This window comes from Alteromonas sp. KUL17 (genome assembly GCF_006538305.1).
GTDB classification, from domain to species: Bacteria; Pseudomonadota; Gammaproteobacteria; order Enterobacterales; family Alteromonadaceae; genus Alteromonas; species Alteromonas macleodii.
Window position 1 is genome coordinate 17,590 of record NZ_BJKJ01000029.1, and the last position, 21,583, is coordinate 39,172.

The following is a 21,583-nucleotide window of genomic DNA, read 5'->3' on the forward strand; positions in this document are numbered from 1 at the left end:
GTTTGACGCTTTTAGAACAGAGCGTCGCAAATCAGGTGGATGGAATAATGGGCGTATTTAATATATTTCATAATGAAGAGTTAGTGGCGGCACAAAGTCTTTCACGCTTTCAAGAGCAAGCGCTAAGCGAAAGTACCGCATGTTTGATGTTGGTCGATGCCGAGGGAACGATCACCTTCGCCAACAAAGCATTTTATGCTTTAGCCAACGAGCATCAAACGCAGTTCGAGCGTGCTTTACCAGGCATTAATTTTCAAGGCCTGACGGGCTCTACTATGGCCGCGTTTTTCGCCAACAATAGCGACCTGAATTTGCGTTACAAAAGCTGTGATAGCAGCGATACCTTTTTACTGCCTGTGGGCGACTTACTCTTTACCCTTAAGTTATCTACCATTAAAAGCGTTGAAGGCGACAAGCTCGGCACCATGGTGGAATGGCTTAATGATCAGGAGCTGCAATATAAAACAGGTTTACTGGCAGGGTTAGATCGTTGCCAAGCCATTATTTCCTTTACGCCGGAGGGAGTAGTAGAAGACGCCAATGAAAACTTTTTGAAGGTTACAGGCTATTCGAAAGAAGACATTGTTGGTAAGCATCATCGCCTTTTTGTATTGCCAGACTACGGCGTGTCTGAAGAATATAAATCATTCTGGGAATCGCTGCGAAACGGTGAGCACAGCAGCGGTGAATATTGCCGCGTAGCGAAAAACGGCGACAAAGTATGGATTCAAGCCTCTTATAACCCTATCTATGACAAGCTCGGGAATATTGTTCGGGTAGTAAAATTTGCTACCGATGTAACGGAGCAAAAACGCAAAAATGCAGACTACGAAGGCCAAATAAATGCCATCGACAAGTCCCTTGCTGTGATTGAGTTCGACCTTGAAGGCGTTATTCAAAACGCTAACGCTAACTTCTGCGCAACAACGGGATATGAGCTGGACGAAATCAAAGGTCAGCATCATAGTATGTTTGTTGAACCCAACTACAAAATGAGCCCTGAGTATTCGGCTTTCTGGCGTGACTTAAAGAAAGGTGAGTTTAAGTCAGGCGAATTCAAACGGGTGAGAAAGGACGGTAGCGAACTTTGGATCCAAGCATCTTATAACCCCATCTTTGACGAGTTTGATCTACCTATTAAAGTAGTAAAATATGCCTCTGATGTGACTGAACAAAAGCTACAAAATGCGTTTAACACAGGGCAAATAGACGCAATAAGTAAATCACAAGCGGTGATCGAGTTTGATACAAAAGGCAATATTCTCGTCGCCAACGATAACTTTCTGGCAACGGTTGGCTATTCCCTAGATGAAATTGAGGGCAAACACCACCGCATTTTTGTCACTAAACAAGAGCGAGAATCTGAACAGTACCAATCGTTTTGGAAAAAACTGGCAGAAGGCCAATTTTACTCGGGTGAATTTCACAGAATTGCGAAAGACGGCTCAGATATTTGGATTCAAGCGACCTACAATCCTATTTTAGACATGAGTGGGAATGTGGTTAAAGTGGTGAAGTACGCCAGTAATATCACCGAACAGAAAGTGAAAAATGCCTACTTTGAAGGGCAGTTAGCTGCAATAGGAAAGTCTCAGGCCGTCATAGAGTTCAATATGGATGGCATTATTCAGCATGCCAATGAAAACTTTCTAACTACGGTGGGCTACACCTTAGATGAAATCAAAGGTAAGCATCACAGCATGTTCGTCGACCCTGCTCACCGAGCTAGCCCTGAATACGCGGCGTTTTGGGATGCGCTACGCAGCGGCACTTTTTCTTCAGGTGAATATCGTCGATTGGGTAAAAACGGCAAAGAGATATTTATTCAAGCCACGTACAACCCTATTTTAGACCATAACGGTAAGCCTTTCCGTGTAGTTAAGTTTGCTACCGATATTACGGGTAGAACCCAAGCTGTTGATGAAATTAAACACGTAATGACCAAGCTGACTGAGGGCGACTTAACGGTCAACATTGAACATGCTTTAGACGGTGACTTTGCTGTGTTGGGCGAGGCCATTAATCAGTTCATCAACGAAATGCGCGGCACCATCACAAGTATTAACGAAGCAGTAGAAACCATTAATGTGGCGTCGGGTGAGATTGCAACGGGCAATGCTGACTTATCAAGCCGCACCGAGCAGCAGGCATCCAGTCTGGAAGAAACTGCATCGAGTATGGAAGAGCTAACGGGAACCGTAAAACTCAACGCAGAGAATGCAGAGCAAGCGAATGGCTTAGCCGCACAGGCGAGTAAAATTGCTTCAGAAGGGGGGCAGGTTATAGGTGAAGTGGTGAAAACCATGACCCAAATCAACGACTCGGCACAAGAGATCTCTGACATTATTGGCGTTATAGACGGCATCGCTTTTCAAACCAATATTCTTGCTTTAAATGCAGCCGTTGAAGCTGCTCGCGCGGGCGAACAGGGGCGAGGCTTTGCGGTAGTTGCTTCAGAGGTAAGAAACTTAGCTCAGCGCTCAGCCGAAGCAGCGAAAGACATCAAAGAACTGATTTCTGACTCTGTAACCAAAATAGCCAGCGGTAACGAGCTGGTTGTGAAATCGGGCGACACCATGGCTGAAGTCGTAACTTCCATTAAGCGCGTAAACGACATTATGTCTGAAATTGCCGCTGCGTCTGCCGAGCAAGCGGCGGGCATTGAAGAGGTGAGCAAAGCGGTCATTCAAATGGATGAAATGACCCAACAAAATGCAGCACTGGTAGAAGAGGCTGCCGCCGCCGCGGACAGTTTGAAGCAGCAGTCGTTGCAACTCAATGAGCGAGTTTCGGTATTTGAAGTTGGAAAGGGCTTGTCAATGGAGCATAAGCACATCGCTGCGCTCTCTCACACAGACTTCAAGCAGCCACGCGTAGCCTCAGTGATTAACAACGCGCCTCAAGCACAAGCACTGAAACCCGCATTGCCTGATGAAGCCGAGTGGGAGTCGTTCTAATGACAACGGTTCTTTCATCGCGCGATAGCACTCGGGAGTTCGCCTTTGAAAAGGCGGACTTCCACAAAGTGCAAAACATGCTTTTCAAAAAAGCAGGTATAAAGTTGTCAGACGCTAAAGAAGCGATGGTATACAGCAGATTGGCTCGGCGTATCAGAGCCCTTCAGCTCACAAGCTTTAACGATTATCTAGGCGTAGTTGATAAGTCTGAACCTGAGCTAGAGCAGTTCATCAATGCATTGACGACCAATCTTACGTCGTTTTTTCGCGAGCCACACCACTTCACTGCACTGGCTGAGCACTTAAAACAACATCCAGAAGTAACCACTATCTGGTGTGCTGCCAGCTCCACCGGAGAAGAGCCTTACTCTATTGCCATGGTCGTCGCAGAGGCGTTTGGAAGCTTCAAAACGCCTGTGAAAATCATTGCATCAGACATAGACAGTAAGGTACTGCAAAAAGCCAAAGCGGGTATTTATCCTTTTGCATCTATCGCGAAAATACCCGTCCAAAGACAAAAACAATTCTTCCATAAAGGTAAAGGTGCAAACGAGGGAAAAGTGAAAGTAGTGGATGAGCTAAGACATATGGTGCAGTTCAAAAAACTCAATCTTACCGATGCAAAGTGGGATGTTAAAGGTCCACTCGATATCATTTTTTGTCGAAACGTAATGATTTACTTCGACAAGCCCACGCAATTAAACGTGTTACAAAGAATGGTGGGTATGTTAAAGCCTGCAGGACTTTATATGGCAGGGCATTCTGAAAACTTCAATATGTGTACTAATCTTGTGAGACCGGTAGGTAAAACTATATATCGCCCGGTTCATTAGGAGCACGTGTGGAATCTTGTAATTTCGAAGTACCTATTAGCTATTACGACAAACGTTTTTCTATCGACGCAGTAAAGCTATTACCTGGACAATACTTCGTAACAACACAAGATAAAATGCTGGTAACGGTATTGGGGTCTTGTGTGGCGGCATGTTTATACGACCCTGAAACGGGCATTGGCGGCATGAATCACTTTATGTTGCCTACAGTAAATAAAACTGCCAGTGAGTTCGAAAAAACACAAGGTATGGCTGCCAAATACGGCGTGCATGCCATGGAAATTCTTATCAACGACTTAGTGAAAGCCGGTGCCAATAAAGCCCGAATAAAAGCAAAAGTGTTTGGTGGTGGAAAAGTGGTGCCGTCCTTCGTGCAGCACGATGTTGGGAAGTTCAACGCAGAATTCGTAACAGACTTTTTAAGCACGGAAGGCATACCGATATTGGCCAGTGACTTATGTGATGTTTACGCGCGCAAGGTTTACTTTTTTCCAAGCAACGGCAATGTCTTTATGAAGCGAATTCACGAGCTTAATAACGCCACTATTATTGAAAGAGAAAGTCAGCATCGGTGGGAACTGTCAAGACGTGCACCTACCGGTAGCGTAGATATCTTCGAGGACTAACAATGACGATAAAAGTTTTGGTGGTAGATGACTCGGCACTAATCCGGCAAATTCTAAGTGAAATTATAAAAAGTGAGCCAGACATGGCATTAGTGGGTGCTGCTCCCGATGCTTTCGTGGCAAAAAAGCTGGTTCTAGAAAAGTCGCCAGATGTTATTACGCTTGATATAGAAATGCCTAAAGTGGACGGATTACGCTTTCTAGAAGTATTGATGAATGCGAGGCCAACGCCCGTAGTCATGATTTCTACGCTAACCGAAAAAGGCGCTGATGCCACGCTGAGGTCCTTGGAGTTAGGAGCTATCGACTTTGTTGCAAAGCCCAAAATAGGTGTGGCGCAAGGCATGGCAGACTATCACCAGTTGATTGTTGAGAAAATACGTACGGCTGCGGGCTCTAAAGTAAAAAAATCAGCGCCTTCGAAAGTGTCTACCGTGAGCAAAGTCAATTATTCGGGCACTGAGAAAATCATTGCAATTGGTGCCTCGACCGGAGGGACAGAAGCCATAAAAGAGGTGTTACGTACCTTTCCGGCGAACGCTCCTGCCACCGTGATCACACAACACATGCCAGCAGGGTTTACTTCGACTTACGCTAAACGACTAGATGCCGTGTGCCAAATGCAGGTCAAAGAAGCGAAAGGCGGAGAACGTTTACTACCAGGCCAGGCCTACCTTGCACCTGGCGATAAACACATGGAAATTGAAAGAAGCGGGGCTGATTACCGGATTAGATTGACCGATGGCGCGCGCGTATCGGGTCACAAGCCCTCGGTGGATGTGTTATTTAATTCTATCTGTAAAAGTGCTGGTAGCAATGCGTTAGGCGTTTTACTTACGGGCATGGGTAGCGACGGCGCAAGCGGCCTTCACGAAATGTTTAACGCGGGCTGCGAAACATTTTGTCAGGACGAAGCTAGTTGTATAGTTTTTGGTATGCCCAAAGTAGCCATAGAAAAGGGCGCCGCTAAGCGCGTAATAAGCCTAGATGATATGGGCAGAAGTGTTATGCAAACCGTAGAAAAGCTCTCGGCAGGTAGTCGCTTGTAAGTATAGTGAGTAAATACTTACAGAATGCAATTTCTGTCCTAAAACCTGTAAAAGGATTGTTATAACTTTTCTTGTTCCAGAAAAGCTAAGGTGTTTTAATAGCAACGCTTAATAGTGAGTAATGCTGCTGCAGAATGCTGTTGCTGTAGCCGATACTATGGATAGGCTCACTATTTAGTGCGTAAAAATATAAAAATCGATACGTAAGTGGAATGGTAAGGTAAATCATTGTCGACATAATAATATAAAAGACAATGGCTTATGTGCGTTAGCAAGAACAAGGTAGGCAAAGTTTTATTACTGCGTATGTTTTGTAGTACCTAACTAGAATAAAAGGCCTGCTATATTCCTTACAGATTTGAGAGCAAATATATGCTCATTCTTACGGTATGACACTAACCCGGGATTATAACGAGTAGTTGGGGACTCTTATGAAACAGCAAACGCTTATAGCAGTATCAGCTTTAATGTTTTCTTCTTCTGTTTTGGCTAATGGCGGCTTTGAACCGAATAAGAAAGCATGCGTGAACGTCGGAAAAGAAATCACTCGCGTAAGCACTGAAATGGACGCAGCTAAGTCAGGTATTCAGAAGTCATGGCTTAAGCGTCAATTAAGCGCACTAGAAACGAAACGCAATTCTTGCAGCACACAAGGTTTTAAGCCAAACCAGCCCGAGCTAGCAAAAGTTTAATTGTTTTGTATTTCGATTTGAAAAAAGTCTTACTTCGGTAAGACTTTTTTGTTTGCGCCTAACTATTTTGCAACTACGCTAGATTTATAGCGGTCAGGCACAGCGAGGTCGTTGTGCCCTCACACAGAACACGTTACGAACTTATCATTTCGATAAGCGCAGTAAGCGAAGCAATGTTGTGATCGGGAGCAAGACCTAACGGGTACATCATTTTCCCCGAGCGTTCTACGAATGCGGTTTGCATACCTGTCGCCTTAGCACCACTTACATCCCAACCATGAGCCGCCACCATCATGGCATCTTCGTTCTTTACGTTAGCCTGCTGACAGGCCCAGTGATAAACCGCAGCATGTGGTTTGTAGGTACGTACACTTTCCACACTTAATACATGGGAAAAATAGGGCTTAATATTGGCAAACTCAAGCTGTGCGTCTAGTCCGGCTTTAGACGAGTTTGAAAGCGCGACCAAGGTTACACCAGCACTTTGAAGCGCCTTTAATGTAGGAAAAACATCGTCGTGCGCTGGCAATCGGGTAATATGCTGTTTGATGGTATCTTTTGCGGTAGCCTCATCAACAGAGATATCCTTACTGTGAGCTACCATGGTAAGCGCTGCGGCTCCAATATCAATGAAATCGTGAAACTGTCCAGACGCAACATCCACTAAACTGTGATGCAATAGGTTAGCAAACCATAAGTCTACCAGTGTCTCATCGCCGTTTAGCACCGACGCTAAGCCTGTTTTTATGGCCTGCATGTCTAGTAGTGTTTCATTAATATCGAAGAAAATAACCTTTGGCGTCACGATTCACCTTCCTATAGTTGATGATAGTAAACGGTACGTTTCGTTTTTAGCTTGTTCGTTGCTTATACCACTGTAAAACAGAATTGGTTTTGCTAAAGCACATTACGACCAATGTCGATGAATTAACGCTGACAGGATATAAGAAGAATCTAACAAGAAAGGGGGGCAAGAAAAGGCTGCAATAGCGTCATAAACCCTGAACGAAATATATTGAGAGAAACGAACAACAAAAAGCCGGCACTAAGGCCGGCTTTATTTTTAAGTTTGCGCTTTTTGTTCTTAGAAGAACAAGTAAGAAACGCTAAGCTTCATGCTACGAGGCATAATGTAGCGGCCGTTTGGTGAATCTGGATTGCGTGGGTCACCCTCGGTAATACCTTGTTCGTCGGTCAGGTTATCAACAGAGAACTGAAGACGAAGTGATTCAGTTGGCTCTAGCGTTAGACCTACATCAATCTTCTCGTATCCCTCTAGTACAACTGTGTTTTCGTTGTTACCAAAGCGATCATCAACCGCTGATAATGTACCGTATACCGTGGCATACATATCGCCGATATCGAAGCCGTAGCTTGGTGTTACACGTACTTGCCAACCAGGCTGACGCTGAGATTCATTGCCTTCGTTATTGGCGCTGGCAGTAATTTCAGTTTCCTGAATAGTTCCGTTCACGCTCAACGAGAAGCCTGAATCGTGGCTATAGCGACCGTCAAGTTCTATACCGTAAGCTTCGTTGGTAAGAATTTCAGCCGGTGCGCCCGGACGGCGTACAAACGTATCGCCTTTTACTTCGTTTGCGAATGCAGTTGCAAAGAACTGGATGCTGTCATTCATGAACTTATAACCAAGCTCGCCTTGAGTAACTTCTTGAATCAAGTCGTTACCGCCAGTGAAGGCACCCCAGTTGTCTCTGAAGTCGTCGAAGTAAGGCATTTTATAGCCTCGGTTCATACGAACGAATACACCGCTGGTGTCATTAAGCGCGTAGTTTGCGCCCACTGTCCACGACGTTTTAGTTTCGTCGTACTCAAGCGCTTTAGTTATCTTGCCGTCAAGATCTTCATCTACCGAATAGTTCACTTCGTGATTTTCACGGCGTAGCCCTAAGTCGATGCTCAGGTCTGTGGTTGCGTACCACGTACCCGTTGCATAAAGTGCGAACGTGCTTGCATCACCTACAGAGCTGATGTCGTAGTTCCAATCGCAGCCTTGTGCGTCAGTGTTACATTCGATCCCGTCTAGCAATTCGCCGCCTGGCTGCAACACGTGGTAAGCCGTGTTACCAATGCTCCACCAGTCATTAGCTTTGGTTGATGCACTGTAAATACCAAATGATGTATCGAAGTCTTCCCAGCTTTTCGACACAGCAAGGTCGTTAGTGAAAGCTTCAATATCTTTAAGTACTACCCAACGGCCGATTTGCTGAATAGGCGTATCACCGTCATACACTGTGCCAGTTACTGCACCAGTGGCTGATTCGCCATTGTCGGCAACATTTGCGACGGTAGTTGCAGAACCATTCGGTACAAGACCAAAAGTATTGGCTTCACCTTTGGTAAGGTTAAAGCGGTCAACTAGCTGCCAGTCGTTGCCTAAGTCAAGCTTAATGCTACCGCCACTTACGTGACCGTCCCATCCACGACCTTCGCCAAAGTCGAATGACTCAGTGGTATCGTTAGGGCCATACGTAATGGTGCCTTGGCGATTCAATGGACCAATTTGCGTATAGTTTGCGTCGATGCCTTCAACGTTTAAAGGTGTAGGTAAGTACCAAGTACCGCGATCGTCAGTTTGACGGGTATAAAGGTTAAGCTCGCCTTTTTCGAAAACTTTAGTGATGTTAACGGTGAACTGGTTACCCTGCTCAGAGTTAAAGCCGGCATCACGAATACCTTCTGAGCTCTTAATGTAGCCACCTACCATGTAGTACAAGTCGTCATCTAGTGCGCCGCTTGCAACCACGTCAATACGGTTTAGGCCGTAGTCAGAGATGGTGTACTTCGCTGACGCTTCTGTCGACTCGCCACCACGTTTAAGGCGGAAGTTTGTTGTAAGACCTGGTTGACCGTTGCTTACTACTGGGTTTGGACCACCGCGTAAACCTTCAACCATTTCAATGGTATCGTCTATGCGAAACAGCTGAGAGTTCTCAAGGAAAGATAGCGTAGGTGCAGGGTAGATAGGAGAGTTCTCAAGCGCAATCGTTAAGAACGGCGCATCGCCACCACCTGGAAAACCACGCACAAATACGTTCGCGCCAGACTCACCGCCTGAGCTTTCAACCCAAACACCTGGAATGGCCTTAAACAAATCGGCCGTAGACTTAGGTGCCAATTTTTCAATGTCGCTAGCGTCGATGTTGGTTACCGCGAAGCTTGCGTCAATCTTTCTAATCCCTGCGCCGCCTGGCGTACCGCTGACAACAATGATCTCTGCGTTGTCTTTCGCTTGTTGTTTTACGTCTTCTTGTGCCATGGCAGGCTGCGTTAGTGCTACCGCTACTGCACTCGCCAGCATTCCTTTTGTAAACAACGTTTTCATGGTGTGTGCTCCCGAAAATGTTCTATTGCGTTGTTAACTGAATGCGTTAAACAGGTTTAAAAATTGTTATACGCATCACGATTGCGAAACAAAATAGATCTGTTTGCAAACGATTGCAAGAACAAAATGCAATCGTTTGCAAATTTTTTGTTTATTGTTGTTAACATGGTTTTACGCCAAGACGATTCGCGCTATATTGTGAATTCGGCTGTAGAGTCGACGATTTATCCGGTTTAGGTAGCGGTTTTACGCTTATATTTTGTAGTGCTATCACGGGTAACCCGGTATACCGAAAATTATTAGAGAATGGTCACATTGGTTTCTGAAACAAAACTCACCTTAGCGAAGCTGGCTGATATTGCTGGTGTATCAACATCGACAGCATCACGGGCACTGAAAGACAACCCGCTTATTAAGCAGGAAACCCGAAGCAGAATTCAGGCACTAGCTAAAGAGCATAATTTTAGTATTAACGCGGCCGCTAGCCGCTTAAGAACGCAGAAAACTCACGTGATAGCGGTGATTTTAAATCTAATCGACAACACGGAACAAAGCACCACAGATCCATTCCTGCTTAAGCTGGTGGGAGAGCTAAATCAAGCGCTAAATGCCAAAGGCTACGAGCTACTACTGTCTAACTCATTTATGGCATCTGACGATTGGGCGAACTACTTTATTCGCAGCCAGCGTGCCGACGGCATTATTGTCATTGGGCAAGGCAAATCCACGGCCAAAATCGACCGAGCAGCACAGTCGGGCATTCCCATTGTAGTGTGGGGCGATGCAAAAACAGACGCGCCATATCCCATTATTGGCGGCGACAACTATCTGGGTGGCTATACGGCAACCCAGCATTTGCTGAGTCACGGCGCCAAACGCATCTTGTTTCTTGGAGACTCTGAACACGCGGAAATGCAGGAACGTCACAAGGGATATTCGCAAGCCCACCGCGATGCAAATGTGCCAATCGACACGCAGTGCACCTGCGCCATCGATATTACGTCGAAAGCAGCGTACCAGTACATCAACGAGCGTATAAAGGCGAATGGGTTAGATTTCGACGGGATCGTTTGTGTAAGTGACATGGTGGCATTAGGCGCGTTAAAAGCGCTAAAAGAGCGCTATGTAGGTATTCCAAGCGATGTAGGCATTGTGGGTTACGACGATATTTCTTTAGCTGAACTTATGCACCCGTCGTTAACAACGGTGCGTCAGAACACTCAGCAAGCCGCAATAGAGATGGTTACGCAGCTATTAAACCAGTTTGAAAACAAACCTACAGAAAGCCAGGTAGTTGAAACAACCTTAATTGCCCGTCGCTCTACGCAGCACAGCGACTAATATTTCGCTTTTTTATCAGCTTTTTACCGCATAAACGCTATTATTTAACGGTAACAGGGTGTCGATATTAAGCTCTAACAAAAAAATAATAGCGCTTTGCAAACGTTTGCATTTTTATTTTCTTACGACTACACTCCTGCATAATTCAGTTAACAGAGTGTTTACACATGTCCCGATTCATGGTCATTGCAGCCATTGCCATTAGCTACTACGTATTTGCCATACTACTTAACAGTGTGGGTACTGTTATTCTGCAATCGATCAATAGCTTCGACATTAGTAAGCCAGAGGCAAGCACACTAGAAGGCTTTAAAGATCTTTCTATTGCTGTTGTCTCGTTCCTAGTGGCCAGCTTCATTCCTAGAGTTGGTTACAAGCTTTCAATGCTACTTGGGTTAGCATTAGTGGCCGTTGCCTGTGCGCTGACGCCTTCTATCGCAAGTTTCTGGTTCATTAAAGTGTTGTTTGCCTGCATAGGTACTGCATTTGCGCTAGTGAAAGTGTCGGTGTACGCCATTATTGGGCAGCTGTCGTCTACCACTAAAGCGCACTCATCGTTAATGAACACCATTGAAGGTATTTTTATGTTGGGCGTGTTGTCTGGCTACTGGGTGTTCGCTGGGTTTATCGACCCCAATAACGATGCTTCTTTATCTTGGCTGAACGTTTACTACTTACTAGCTGCGCTGGTTGGTTTTACGTTAATCGTTGTGGCATTGGCGCCTATAAAGCCTGTGGAAAAAGCGCAATCAGAAGGCCTTGCAAGCGAGTTCTTCAGCATGTTGAAATTGGCCTATAAGCCGTTAGTGCTGGTGTTTATCTTCTCTATTTTCTTGTACGTGTTAATAGAGCAGGGCATAGGTTCGTGGCTGCCAACTTTTAACAAAGAGGTGCTGGGCTTACCTACTCAAGTCAGCATTCAAATAACCAGTATCTTTGCGATAGCGCTGGCCGTTGGGCGCTTAACTGCGGGCGCAGTACTTACGCGAATGAACTGGTATCCCTTCTTAAATATCTGTTTGGCGGGTATGGCTACGGTAATGCTACTAAGCTTACCGCTTGCCGAAAACGTGGCTGACAGCACAATAGCCAGCTGGGCTGATGCACCGATAGCTGCGTTCCTTATTCCATTAATTGGATTGATGATGGCGCCTATTTACCCCGTATTAAACTCGGTAATGCTAAGCGCGCTACCTCAACATCAACATGCACCTATGACAGGGCTAATTGTGGTATTTTCGGCTCTTGGGGGAACCACAGGTTCTATCGTGACTGGATTTATTTTCGACGCAGTAGGGGGCCAACAAGCATTTTATCTATCGCTTATTCCAATCGGTGCATTAGTGGTAACCCTATTCTTCTTTAAACGAGCGTCTTCTTCTCTATCGCCTAAAGGTGCGCAGTAACTATGAGTTCTTCTTCACACAACTGGCGCGACAGCTTGTCGTTTTTTGCCAGCGACCTGTTTAAACATGTGCAAATGGCACAGCTATTCTCAGACAGCAAAACCTTCGCTGACGCTATTGTTAAAACCGATCTCAATACCGTTTTAGCGGCCTATGAAAAAGCGTGTTTAGATGCTGAGAAAAGCGGCGAAGCAGTAGACTTAGCTACGTTTGTTAATACTCATTTCAAAATTCCAGAAATGATTAGCGCAACATCGCAAACCAAGTTTGAAAATGTAGCCGAATATATTGAGCATATGTGGCAGGTGCTAACGCGTACCCCCGACACTGAACAGAAAGACAGCTTAATAGCGCTAACCCGCCCATACATAGTGCCGGGTGGACGCTTTCGCGAAATCTATTACTGGGATACATATTTTACCGCGTTAGGTTTAATTGACGCAGGGCGCACCGACATGGCAATTAACATGTTGGTGAATTTTGTAGATATTTTAAATGAAGTAGGCTGCATTCCTAATGGCAACCGCGCCTATTACTACTCTCGCAGTCAGCCTCCTATTTTGGCGTTGTTTTATAATTTGCTTAAAGACGCACTAAGCGACCAGCAAAAAGAATACGTTATCTGGGGCTTAAAGAAAGAATACCAGTTTTGGATGAATGAAGCGGGCGAGAACGCGTCACAGAAGGGCGCAGCACAACTGCGCACGGTTACCATGCCGTGTGGTGCTACACTTAATCGTTACTTCGACACCGAGCCTACGCCTCGCCCTGAGTCTTATCGAGAAGACATAGAAACAGCAGAGCACATAGGCGCTGACAAAAGTCAGTTTTACCAGCATGTTCGCGCGGCTTGCGAATCGGGTTGGGACTTTAGTTCGCGCTGGCTAGCTAATCCCAATTCACTGGCAAGTATTCGTACAACTGAAATTATTCCCGTAGATTTAAATGCGCTTTTAGTAACGCTTGAACAGACTCTGGCAAGCGTGACTAAAGGTGCCGAGCAAGCGCGCTACAGTGCGGCATCTACAGCGCGAATTAACGCAATAAACACCTATTTGTTTAATGCTGAAAAGGCGGGCTATTTTGACTATCACTTCCCCACACAAACTCAAACCGATGTAGTGTCAGCGGCTATGTGTGTGCCGTTGTTCGTTGGTATTGCAAATGAACAACAGGCAGAGGGAGTGCGCGCCGCGGTAATGAACTCCTTGTTAAAAGAAGGTGGCGTGGTAACCACTTCAAACGCTACGTCGCAACAATGGGATGCGCCAAATGGCTGGGCACCGCTTCAACTGTTTGCCGTTGAAGGGCTGCGCAACTATGGGTTTGAAATGCAGGCTCGAACCATCATGCTGCGCTTTTGTAAAACCATTGAGCGTCACTTTGCATTAAGCGGTGTGCTACTTGAAAAGTACAATGTGTGCGAACCGGAAATAAAAGCAGGTGGCGGTGAATACGACGTACAGCTAGGTTTCGGGTGGACCAATGGCGTGTATACCCGTTTTCAGACATATCTGAACCAGTAAACAAGCTTCCATTAAAACAAAAACGCGCGGTACCGTAACAACGGGCCGCGCGTTTTTGGTTGTGTAGATATTAATTGTCGCCTGAGCGGTTATCCATATCAATCGACATGGCAATATCATCGAGTATGTCGTTTAGCCCAGTAATTTTCTCGTTAGCAATAAATACGCTCATCTGCGACTCAACCACGATATGGTCGGAAGTGGCATCGTTTTCAAAGGTATTGTCTAACGCGCTCTGTACGCGGTCGAAAAACTGTCGTGCACTTCGTTCTTCAATATTGTGCAGACATAAAATAAATTGCTCGGTACCAAATCGCCCTAAAATATCGTTACCGCGGGTAACATTTTGAAGCGTTTGTGCAATTTGTCGTAATACTAAATCACCTTTTGTTGACCCCATTTTCCGCGTTATTTCACGCAGGTTGCTAATGTCGAATATAGCAATGGCTATGGCCCGGCCTTTTTTCGGCGCATCAAGCTTGTTAATGCGGGCTATCGCCGAATTCGCATTAAGCAGCAGGGTAACGGGATCGATGGCTTTGCGAGCAAGGTGCTTTCTACGAAGTACGTAGCCAGTAATACCGCTTACCAGAAGGAAAATAACAATAGCGGTATACAGCGTGTTCTTTCGTTGCTGTTCCGCTTGTTCAATCGCAGATTCCAAATCATAAATGCGGGTATACAAGTTAGCAGCACCAATAATTAAGGCCGAGTCTTGAGTAACTTCACGGCGCTTAGTCACTTCTTTAGAATAAATCTCGTGCGCTTCTTTCGCCTTAGCTAAGTCCTGCAGTGCGATATACATGGATACGTTGAAGCTAAGGTAATCCAAATTTGAACGAAAGACCGGCGGTATCGCGTCATCATTTAACGCTTCAATACCTGATATATACTGCTTAATACAGGTGAGATCGTTGTCATGTAAGCAAATCTCAGCTTTGTGCCAGTTAACAAGAAGCTCGCCAAACGAACTCGAGATGTTCGAAGACGCTTTTTCTAAATCGGGAAGGGTGTAGGTAAGTCGGTTGTAGTTTTCTGTTTTTCTATAGTAAATAGACAGTGCATACTGATACAAGAAGTTGGTTAGCGGTGTGTCTATTTCGCTATTGAGTACACCTAGTTCTAGAATGCTTTGGTAGGCGCGCTCAGTTTGACCGCTGCTTAACAGCGATACAATGGCACTAATAAGAATACTTACCTTGTTGCTGCCCTCGTATACAAGCAAACCCATTTCATGCGCTTTTAGGTATTGCTCTGCTGCTAGGGCATGTTGCTCTAAACCGCCATATAGTAAACCAATTGCGTTGTGAATATGCGCTAACTCACCGGGGCTGCCGTCGTTTGAATAACGCTTAAGCACACCAAACATCTTACCTAATCTTATTTCAGGTGAAGTGGTTTCTGAACAGTAGTTAATAAGGCCTAAAGAAGAGCTGGTAAAGATATCGCTGTGGCGCTCGGGCGATGATAGTTCTTGGGCTTGTTGGTAGTACTTACAGCGTGCTGGGTTTTCTCTGGCGTCATAAGAAAAGCCAATTTGATAAATAGCCGAAGCAAACGCATAAGAGCTTTGATCAATATTGCTTTGCATAATAGCTTTAAGCAGCATAGTTTCAGCTTCTTCGTATTTACCACGGCAAATTAGAAACTGCCCTTTGGCTACGGTTAAGGCAAAACGTTGTTGTGATGTAAGCGACTCAAGCGCAAGTGTGTCTTCAAGTTCTGGAAGTAGAGACTGATTAGGGCAATCATACGAAGGCGTGCGTACCTTTTCGATAACGGCATCGATGTTGTCGTTTGCCAACGCGGCAAAAGAAGCTAGCGCAACGCTCAAAAAAGAGAATACTGTTAAAGATAACCTTTGAAACATGAGAAATAACGTTTTTGTTTTTTCTTCATAATATCGATTTGAGCCCAGAACTACTACACGGGGCACCTAAAAGTTACGTATTTTTTGTATCTTAATGCGTCTACTATTTTTTAAAACGTTGGGCTATATAGGCACGTGTTAAGTATTTACCCTACATTGCTAATGGGTAGGCGACCCAAAACTAACTAATATAGCTACTCCAACCAAGGCAACGGCAGACCATACAATAGTTGCCTTAGTCGCCCGTTCACCAAGTACCCATGCAACCCCTAGCGACATTAATGCGCTTGTAGCAATAAGGGTTTGAACCACGGCCGCTTTCGCATAAGCAAACGCAAACATTTGTAGGTAAATAGCAGCAGTAGTGCCAAGTAACGTGGCTAACACAAAAGCAGGCCATACCCGTTTTCCGCTGTCGCTTTCATAGTTAATAACGGGCATGTAGCGCGTTTTGGTTATGGCTATAAATGGCACCACAAATACCATACCGCCAACTAATCGCAAGAACGCAGCGCTGGCCGCGTCAATTTCACCGGCACTTAAAATGTCGCGGCTAACTACGGCACCAACCGCCTGACATAACGCCGCGCCCACACCATACAAATAGCCACTGGTTGCAAACACGTGTGTAGTGCTGCGTTTGCGTACCTTTATAACCATATCTACCGAAAACAGTACTACTGCAACGCCAACCCACTGCTGCCAGGTAATCCATTCGCCTATAAAAGCCATAGCAAAAAGGGCAGTGAATAAAGGCGCAAGGGTTTCGGCGACCAACACCGCTTGGCTATCGCCAATGCTTTGTAAGGCTTTAAAAAAGCAGGTGTCGCCAATGCCTATACCAATAAGCCCGCTAAGCAATAACCACAAAACAGCATGAGTACTAAGCCCCGTTGGCTGAACCACTACTAAAACCACTGCCAAAATGGCAATAGAAATAAGCCCCTTCCAAAAGTTCATGGTAAGCGGCGAAAATGCGTTACCCGTTCCACGGAATAAACGCGCAGCAATTGCCCAACAAAGCGCTGTACCTAGCGCAGCAAAAACACCCATAAATTACCTGTTAAAACTTTGCCCAAAAACGCTGGGGCAAATAAGTAGCTTGCCAAAATGAGCGGTTATGCTAATGCAAGGTGTGGGCGGGGTAAACTTAAATCACATCAGTAGTTTTTAACTAAATATATTGAAGCCTTAAGCAAACGTAACAGAAGGCTAAAGGCATTCGTGGCATTATGTTGGTGGTAAGATTCGTGAGTAAGTTAAGCGCTGTACTTAATTAAGTGGGCGTTAACCGAAGTTTAAGAATAACAGTGAAGTAAAAGGACGAGAAAAGCGTGAGCGTTGAGCAGATGAATTTAACCGGTATTAAAGGTGTAATATTCGATTTAGACGGCACCTTGGTAGAATCTAGCCTTAACTTCACGCAAATGCGCGCCGACGTAGGCTGCCCACAAAACGAAGATATTCTTACCTTTGTTAATGCCCTTAGCTGCGCCGAAGCCAAAGCGAGTGCGCACCGAGCTATATTGCAGCACGAACTTGACGATGCGCAAAATGCTAAGTGGTTACCCATTGGCAAAGCCATGGTGGAAAAGGTGCAGGCACACAAGCTCCCCATGGCAATAGTTACCCGCAACTGCCGACAAGCCACCGCAATTAAGGTAGCAAATAACAGCATTCCCATCGATTACGTGCTAACCCGCGAAGATGCCCCGGCCAAGCCCGACCCAACCGCATTACTGATGGTGGCAAACACATGGCAGCTTCAACCTGAAGACTGCCTGTATGCAGGCGACTTTATTTATGACCAGCAAGCCGCCGAGAATGCTGGGATGAAGTGGTTTTTGGTTTAGGTATTAACTATTTACATCTGGTTTCTTTGGCTTGATAGGCCCAATTGGTAATATCACGTAAAAGTCTATTTCCAACGTTGGTGCATTAGTTCCAGCATATACTTTAGTATACTCTGCCTCGGCAAGCTCTTGCATGTTTGTTTTTTGTTCGATATTCATGTCTTTTCCTTTTTGTTTTTTGATTCTCAAGCTCGAATGAGCACACATAAAGTAATAATTAAACAGGGATGTAAGACATGTTTACTGAGACAGTTTGTCCTTATCGACAGAAAATCCATACTTGTGTCCCAATATTTCTTATTTTTTTCTTAGTTATTCCAAAATTGAGCCATGCTATCGGTATTAACTTAGAGGGGAGGACATCATTTGATGGAATTCCATCAGGTGTTATTCGAGACTTAGAGGTTTCAAACAAAGTAGTTTATGTAGCGGCAGAAAACGGGGTGTTTGAAGTTGTTGGACACGAGTCTGAGAAATTAGACTTCAACACTTCTAATCACGCCACAGGGGTTATCTCTGATATTCAACTGAATGGAACGGACCTATGGGTTGTTGAATATGGAGTTGGTGTTTTTAAAGTTAATCTAGAAAATAAAAACTCGCAGCAAGTATTTAGTGATCGTGAATGGTCGAGTTCTATTTGGACTATGGCAATGACATCTAGTCATTTATATTTCTCAGTCATTGACGATGTCATTGCAGTAGATAGAACTACAGGGCAAACGACAAGCCTAAATTCCAAATTAGAATCTTTCAAGTTAAACGGCACTTACTCGCTTTTTGCAAACAATCACAATGCGTATGTAGCATCTAATAAGGGCTATCTTTCAATTGAAGGGGAATTAGATAATCTGCAAGAATTTAAATTGAGTAGCAAGCTACCATTACTATCAAATGCAACGTTTATTAAAGTAATTGATGATGAATTATATATCGGCGGTCCACAAGGGGTGTACATATTAGGAAGTAACGAGCGCTTCGTTCCAACCGAGGGAATTAGTGGCACCTACATCCAAGATGTGGTTAAAGGTGAAGATGGGGTGATCTGGGTTTCCGACGGTCGCCTTTTACTGCTAGAAGATGAAAAACTATCGGCTCCCCCTTTCATGAATCCTATATTGACGTCTGAAGCGATAAGGTCAGTAACCAAAATAGCTATAGACCCCTACAATTCCATCCTCATCGCCTCCTCACAATTAGGCTTAGTTTCATTACCTAAAACAAAGCTAGTGACAAACCTAGTGTCATTTAATGGGAGCGTTGTAAGGGAAAATATTCAAAAGACATCAATAAATGAAAACGGAACTATAGTTCGAACTGAAAAAGGTCTCTTTCAGTTAAACGAGAAGAGTGGGGAGTTAGTCAATACTCATTTGGATAAAGACAAGGCAGAGTTTTGTACCTCTTGGCAGGAAAGAGCTTTTATACGTCTCAATGAAATAGACCCTTCTGTTCTCTGCAATAGCGAGTTTTCCCATTATATAGAAGCCGGTAAAAATGCCTTTTATTTCTACTTTGATGATGGACTCGATGCCAATTACTACTATATCGCTAACAACACCATACGTGACACAATTAAAGCCCCTAAAAAAGTGGTCTTCAGCTCTTTGTTGAGTGGTGGAGAAATCGTTGCGATTGATGAATTTGATGACGTTCATTTTCAATTGTCCAAATTCAACTGGCGTACTGTTACCTCTAAAGAAGGTGGCTGGTTCGGGCTTCAATGTTTAATAGAGTTCCAAGAAAACTATTTGGTATGTACATCAGGTGCTGGACTAAAAGAAATCAACAAGAAAAATGGAAAAGTTAGCTCTTCCACGATATTGGGCCTAGAGAAACTAAGGTTCATTAGAGGTGCCATGGTTACCGAAGGGAAAAATCTCTGGGTAGCGTCTAACATGGGCCTGTTTGTTAAGCCCAATATAAGCAACTCAGCTTCTAAAGTGGGTATTCGTTATGGACTCTTCGATACAGACTTTGAGTATAAGAGCTTTGAAGCGCTTGGTGAAAAAGTGCTAGTTAAGGGGGATAAATATAGTTACCTGTTGGATGAAGAAAAGCTAATTGAGAGTCTCAATGCAAATTCAATTGGGGAGATGTCTACTATTCTTAGTTATGTTCAATGGGGAGATGGAGAAGGGCGGCATACCACATATTTTCCTGAGGACTTTGACTTCAAGTTTAAAAGTAGCTTTAAGGAGGTAACATTCAATTTTATCGTCAGTGATTTCTACAATGAAAGCAGCAGTATTGAATTTAAATTAGATGATGACGCTTGGGTTTCTCACAATAAACCTGTAATGAATTTAACATTGAGTGATATGAACGTTGGTGAGCATACTCTTAGAGTCCGTGTTCCAGCAGATAAAAGTACTGCAAATGAACTGACAATTAGTTTTGATATAGATCCACCTATTTGGGCTTCTTATATCGGCTTTACTATATATTTATTTATATTGGCTGGGGTTTTGGGTTTGTGGAGAATAGGGGTTTTAGGCAGGCTATATAACAAATTCAAAACTACTAAACTCTACAACCATCTTACCCGCTACGAAATAACCGACGGGCACTCTAAATTTGAAAAGATGCTTCGCAGCAAAGAACGCTTCATTAACGAAATCACTCACGAACTTCGCACCCCAATTCAGCTCATCAATGGATCGTTAGAAGGCATATCCAAAACAGCTCATGCAGCGAGCAAAGAACTGATATGTGTTCAGGACAATATGAAAAGGGTCGAACAGTTGATTAATCAAATGAGTCAAGATGTCCCTAAAGCGTTGGCTGCTGCCGACTACTACAGGTCCTACTCGCCGGACAACATAAAATTCATCGTCCTATCGCTAGAGCCATTAGCCAAGCAGAAGCGGCAGAATTTAGAATTGCGTATTAAAGGGAAAAAAGAAATATCGCTCATTAACGACAGCTTAGAGAAAATCCTGGCAAATCTAATTCAAAATGCAATTAAGTTCACACCAGAACTTGGCACAATAAAAGTAGCCGCTATACAAGATAGTAAAGTACTTAAAGTTATCGTTAGTGATGACGGAGAAGGAATTGATGAGCACTTTCACAAAAAAGTATTCGAGCGATTCACTAAAGGGAGCAGTGAGCATGAAGGTCATGGTGTTGGCTTAGCAATGGTGAAAACCTTAGTTGAACTGAACCAGGGCGACATTGCGTTAGAGAGTCAAAAAAGCATTGGAACTAAAGTTACCGTAACGTTACCCATTGATGATATTGAGTATGTAAATTCGCATGCTGAAAAATTGTCACCCGCAAATGCCAAATCGAACAAGAAATCACTATTAATAGTTGATGACAGCAGAGAGTTCCGCTCTTATCTATTTGATTTGTTTTCTAGCAAATATCGCTGTTTAGTTGCGCGAAATGGTGTGCAGGCGTTAGACGTTATGCAGCATTACCTTGTCGATCTAGTTATCACAGATCAAATGATGCACGAAATGGACGGGCTGAGTTTAATAAGAGAAATTCGCGGTAATGTCAGCTATGCCAGTATTCCCATATTGATGTTAACTGCGGAAACCGGAACTGAATTAGAAAAATCAGCGCTAGAAGAAAAAGTGGACTACTTCTTGGCAAAACCTGCATCAAAAGAGGAAATTACTCTTAGGGTTGAGCATTTATTGTCGGTCAGAGAGGCAAAAGAGCGCGAGGAAGAGGAAAGCGAAGAGCCTGCATTTAAATTTGGATGCCTGAAAATCCCCGAGTTTGATAACGAAAAGGATATGGCGTTCTTTTTGAACTTTATCGCAGTATTGGAAAAGAACTACCACAATGAATCATTCAATAGAGACCAAGCTGCCTCGCAGTTATTGATAAGTCCTAGAAGTTTGAACCGAAGAATGTCAGAGTTGTTTGAATACAACTTCAGCGAGTTTCTTTCACGCTTCAGAATCGAAAAGTCTATTCCGTTACTGTTGGAGGGAAATAGCATTCTAGATACCTGCCTAGACGTTGGCTTCGGCACCGCAGCTTATTTTTCGACGTCCTTTAAAAAGGTTATGAGCTTACCGCCCAAAAAGTTTGTGGAGCAATACAATAAAACAGTGGCGTAAAGGTAGTA

The 21,583-nt window shown here is 44.2% G+C and carries 15 protein-coding genes; 10 read left to right on the forward strand and 5 right to left on the reverse strand.

Annotated elements, in window-relative coordinates; genetic code table 11:
* The first annotated feature begins 47 nt into the window (after positions 1 to 47).
* The 5 genes from KUL49_RS21485 (at position 48) to KUL49_RS18170 (ending at position 6,157) form a co-directional block, all read left to right on the forward strand.
* Positions 48 to 2,957 carry a methyl-accepting chemotaxis protein gene (locus tag KUL49_RS21485; protein WP_131138200.1) on the forward strand — a complete coding sequence of 970 codons (2,910 nt, stop codon included), beginning with the start codon at positions 48 to 50 and terminating at the stop codon, positions 2,955 to 2,957.
* Complete coding sequence (locus tag KUL49_RS18155) at positions 2,957 to 3,790, forward strand: CheR family methyltransferase (RefSeq protein WP_131138186.1); 834 nt, start codon at positions 2,957 to 2,959, stop codon at positions 3,788 to 3,790. The genes KUL49_RS21485 and KUL49_RS18155 overlap by 1 nt, the downstream gene beginning before the upstream one ends.
* Positions 3,791 to 3,798: 8 nt before the next feature.
* A complete protein-coding gene (gene cheD, locus KUL49_RS18160; protein ID WP_014947947.1) occupies positions 3,799 to 4,416 on the forward strand; it encodes a chemoreceptor glutamine deamidase CheD in 618 nt (205 codons plus the stop codon).
* Between the two features lie 2 nt (positions 4,417 to 4,418).
* Positions 4,419 to 5,465, forward strand: coding sequence for a chemotaxis response regulator protein-glutamate methylesterase (locus KUL49_RS18165; protein WP_131138187.1), 1,047 nt, complete (start codon positions 4,419 to 4,421; stop codon positions 5,463 to 5,465).
* A gap of 431 nt (positions 5,466 to 5,896) precedes the next feature.
* Positions 5,897 to 6,157, forward strand: coding sequence for a hypothetical protein (locus KUL49_RS18170; protein ID WP_014947949.1), 261 nt, complete (start codon positions 5,897 to 5,899; stop codon positions 6,155 to 6,157).
* A gap of 133 nt (positions 6,158 to 6,290) precedes the next feature.
* Here the strand turns inward: KUL49_RS18170 and KUL49_RS18175 are convergent, their stop codons facing one another.
* Both KUL49_RS18175 and KUL49_RS18180 read right to left on the reverse strand, forming a co-directional pair.
* Positions 6,291 to 6,962 carry a haloacid dehalogenase type II gene (locus KUL49_RS18175; RefSeq protein ID WP_131138188.1) on the reverse strand — a complete coding sequence of 224 codons (672 nt, stop codon included), beginning with the start codon at positions 6,960 to 6,962 and terminating at the stop codon, positions 6,291 to 6,293.
* A gap of 279 nt (positions 6,963 to 7,241) precedes the next feature.
* The gene (locus KUL49_RS18180; protein ID WP_131138189.1) at positions 7,242 to 9,500 is read right to left on the reverse strand and encodes a TonB-dependent receptor; all 2,259 of its coding nucleotides are present in this window, start codon (positions 9,498 to 9,500) and stop codon (positions 7,242 to 7,244) included.
* Between the two features lie 306 nt (positions 9,501 to 9,806).
* On the opposite strand from KUL49_RS18180, the gene KUL49_RS18185 reads away from it, so the two are divergent.
* The 3 genes from KUL49_RS18185 to KUL49_RS18195 all read left to right on the forward strand — a co-directional run bounded on the left by KUL49_RS18185 (position 9,807) and on the right by KUL49_RS18195 (position 13,773).
* Positions 9,807 to 10,841, forward strand: coding sequence for a LacI family DNA-binding transcriptional regulator (locus KUL49_RS18185; protein WP_014947952.1), 1,035 nt, complete (start codon positions 9,807 to 9,809; stop codon positions 10,839 to 10,841).
* Between the two features lie 167 nt (positions 10,842 to 11,008).
* Complete coding sequence (locus KUL49_RS18190) at positions 11,009 to 12,247, forward strand: sugar MFS transporter (RefSeq protein WP_231513025.1); 1,239 nt, start codon at positions 11,009 to 11,011, stop codon at positions 12,245 to 12,247.
* A gap of 2 nt (positions 12,248 to 12,249) precedes the next feature.
* Complete coding sequence (locus tag KUL49_RS18195) at positions 12,250 to 13,773, forward strand: trehalase family glycosidase (protein WP_131138190.1); 1,524 nt, start codon at positions 12,250 to 12,252, stop codon at positions 13,771 to 13,773.
* A 70-nt stretch (positions 13,774 to 13,843) separates the two neighbouring features.
* Here the strand turns inward: KUL49_RS18195 and KUL49_RS18200 are convergent, their stop codons facing one another.
* Both KUL49_RS18200 and KUL49_RS18205 read right to left on the reverse strand, forming a co-directional pair.
* A complete protein-coding gene (locus KUL49_RS18200) occupies positions 13,844 to 15,643 on the reverse strand; it encodes a GGDEF domain-containing protein (protein ID WP_131138191.1) in 1,800 nt (599 codons plus the stop codon).
* A gap of 159 nt (positions 15,644 to 15,802) precedes the next feature.
* A complete protein-coding gene (locus KUL49_RS18205) occupies positions 15,803 to 16,696 on the reverse strand; it encodes a DMT family transporter (RefSeq protein ID WP_014978068.1) in 894 nt (297 codons plus the stop codon).
* Positions 16,697 to 16,977: 281 nt separating this feature from the next.
* On the opposite strand from KUL49_RS18205, the gene KUL49_RS18210 reads away from it, so the two are divergent.
* On the forward strand, positions 16,978 to 17,496 hold the full coding sequence (locus tag KUL49_RS18210; protein ID WP_131138192.1) for an HAD family hydrolase: 519 nt from the start codon (positions 16,978 to 16,980) through the stop codon (positions 17,494 to 17,496).
* 3 nt (positions 17,497 to 17,499) lie between these two features.
* Here KUL49_RS18210 and KUL49_RS20875 read toward each other — a convergent pair whose 3' ends face one another.
* Entirely contained in the window at positions 17,500 to 17,655 is a 156-nt protein-coding gene (locus tag KUL49_RS20875; RefSeq protein WP_014947958.1) for a hypothetical protein, read from the reverse strand.
* Positions 17,656 to 17,732: 77 nt separating this feature from the next.
* On the opposite strand from KUL49_RS20875, the gene KUL49_RS18215 reads away from it, so the two are divergent.
* The gene (locus KUL49_RS18215) at positions 17,733 to 21,575 is read left to right on the forward strand and encodes an ATP-binding protein (RefSeq protein WP_131138193.1); all 3,843 of its coding nucleotides are present in this window, start codon (positions 17,733 to 17,735) and stop codon (positions 21,573 to 21,575) included.
* Positions 21,576 to 21,583: the final 8 nt, after the last annotated feature.

Bases quoted from the DNA above. Each gene is read 5' to 3' on its own strand.
- KUL49_RS20875 (WP_014947958.1), bottom strand. From the start codon at position 17,655: ATGAATATCGAACAAAAAACAAACATGCAAGAGCTTGCCGAGGCAGAG.
- KUL49_RS18205 (WP_014978068.1), bottom strand. From the start codon at position 16,696: ATGGGTGTTTTTGCTGCGCTAGGTACAGCGCTTTGTTGGGCAATTGCT.
- KUL49_RS18165 (WP_131138187.1), top strand. From the start codon at position 4,419: ATGACGATAAAAGTTTTGGTGGTAGATGACTCGGCACTAATCCGGCAA.
- KUL49_RS21485 (WP_131138200.1), top strand. From the start codon at position 48: ATGGGCGTATTTAATATATTTCATAATGAAGAGTTAGTGGCGGCACAA.
- KUL49_RS18170 (WP_014947949.1), top strand. From the start codon at position 5,897: ATGAAACAGCAAACGCTTATAGCAGTATCAGCTTTAATGTTTTCTTCT.
- KUL49_RS18185 (WP_014947952.1), top strand. From the start codon at position 9,807: ATGGTCACATTGGTTTCTGAAACAAAACTCACCTTAGCGAAGCTGGCT.
- KUL49_RS18190 (WP_231513025.1), top strand. From the start codon at position 11,009: ATGTCCCGATTCATGGTCATTGCAGCCATTGCCATTAGCTACTACGTA.
- KUL49_RS18215 (WP_131138193.1), top strand. From the start codon at position 17,733: ATGTTTACTGAGACAGTTTGTCCTTATCGACAGAAAATCCATACTTGT.
- KUL49_RS18155 (WP_131138186.1), top strand. From the start codon at position 2,957: ATGACAACGGTTCTTTCATCGCGCGATAGCACTCGGGAGTTCGCCTTT.
- KUL49_RS18180 (WP_131138189.1), bottom strand. From the start codon at position 9,500: ATGAAAACGTTGTTTACAAAAGGAATGCTGGCGAGTGCAGTAGCGGTA.
- KUL49_RS18200 (WP_131138191.1), bottom strand. From the start codon at position 15,643: ATGTTTCAAAGGTTATCTTTAACAGTATTCTCTTTTTTGAGCGTTGCG.
- KUL49_RS18195 (WP_131138190.1), top strand. From the start codon at position 12,250: ATGAGTTCTTCTTCACACAACTGGCGCGACAGCTTGTCGTTTTTTGCC.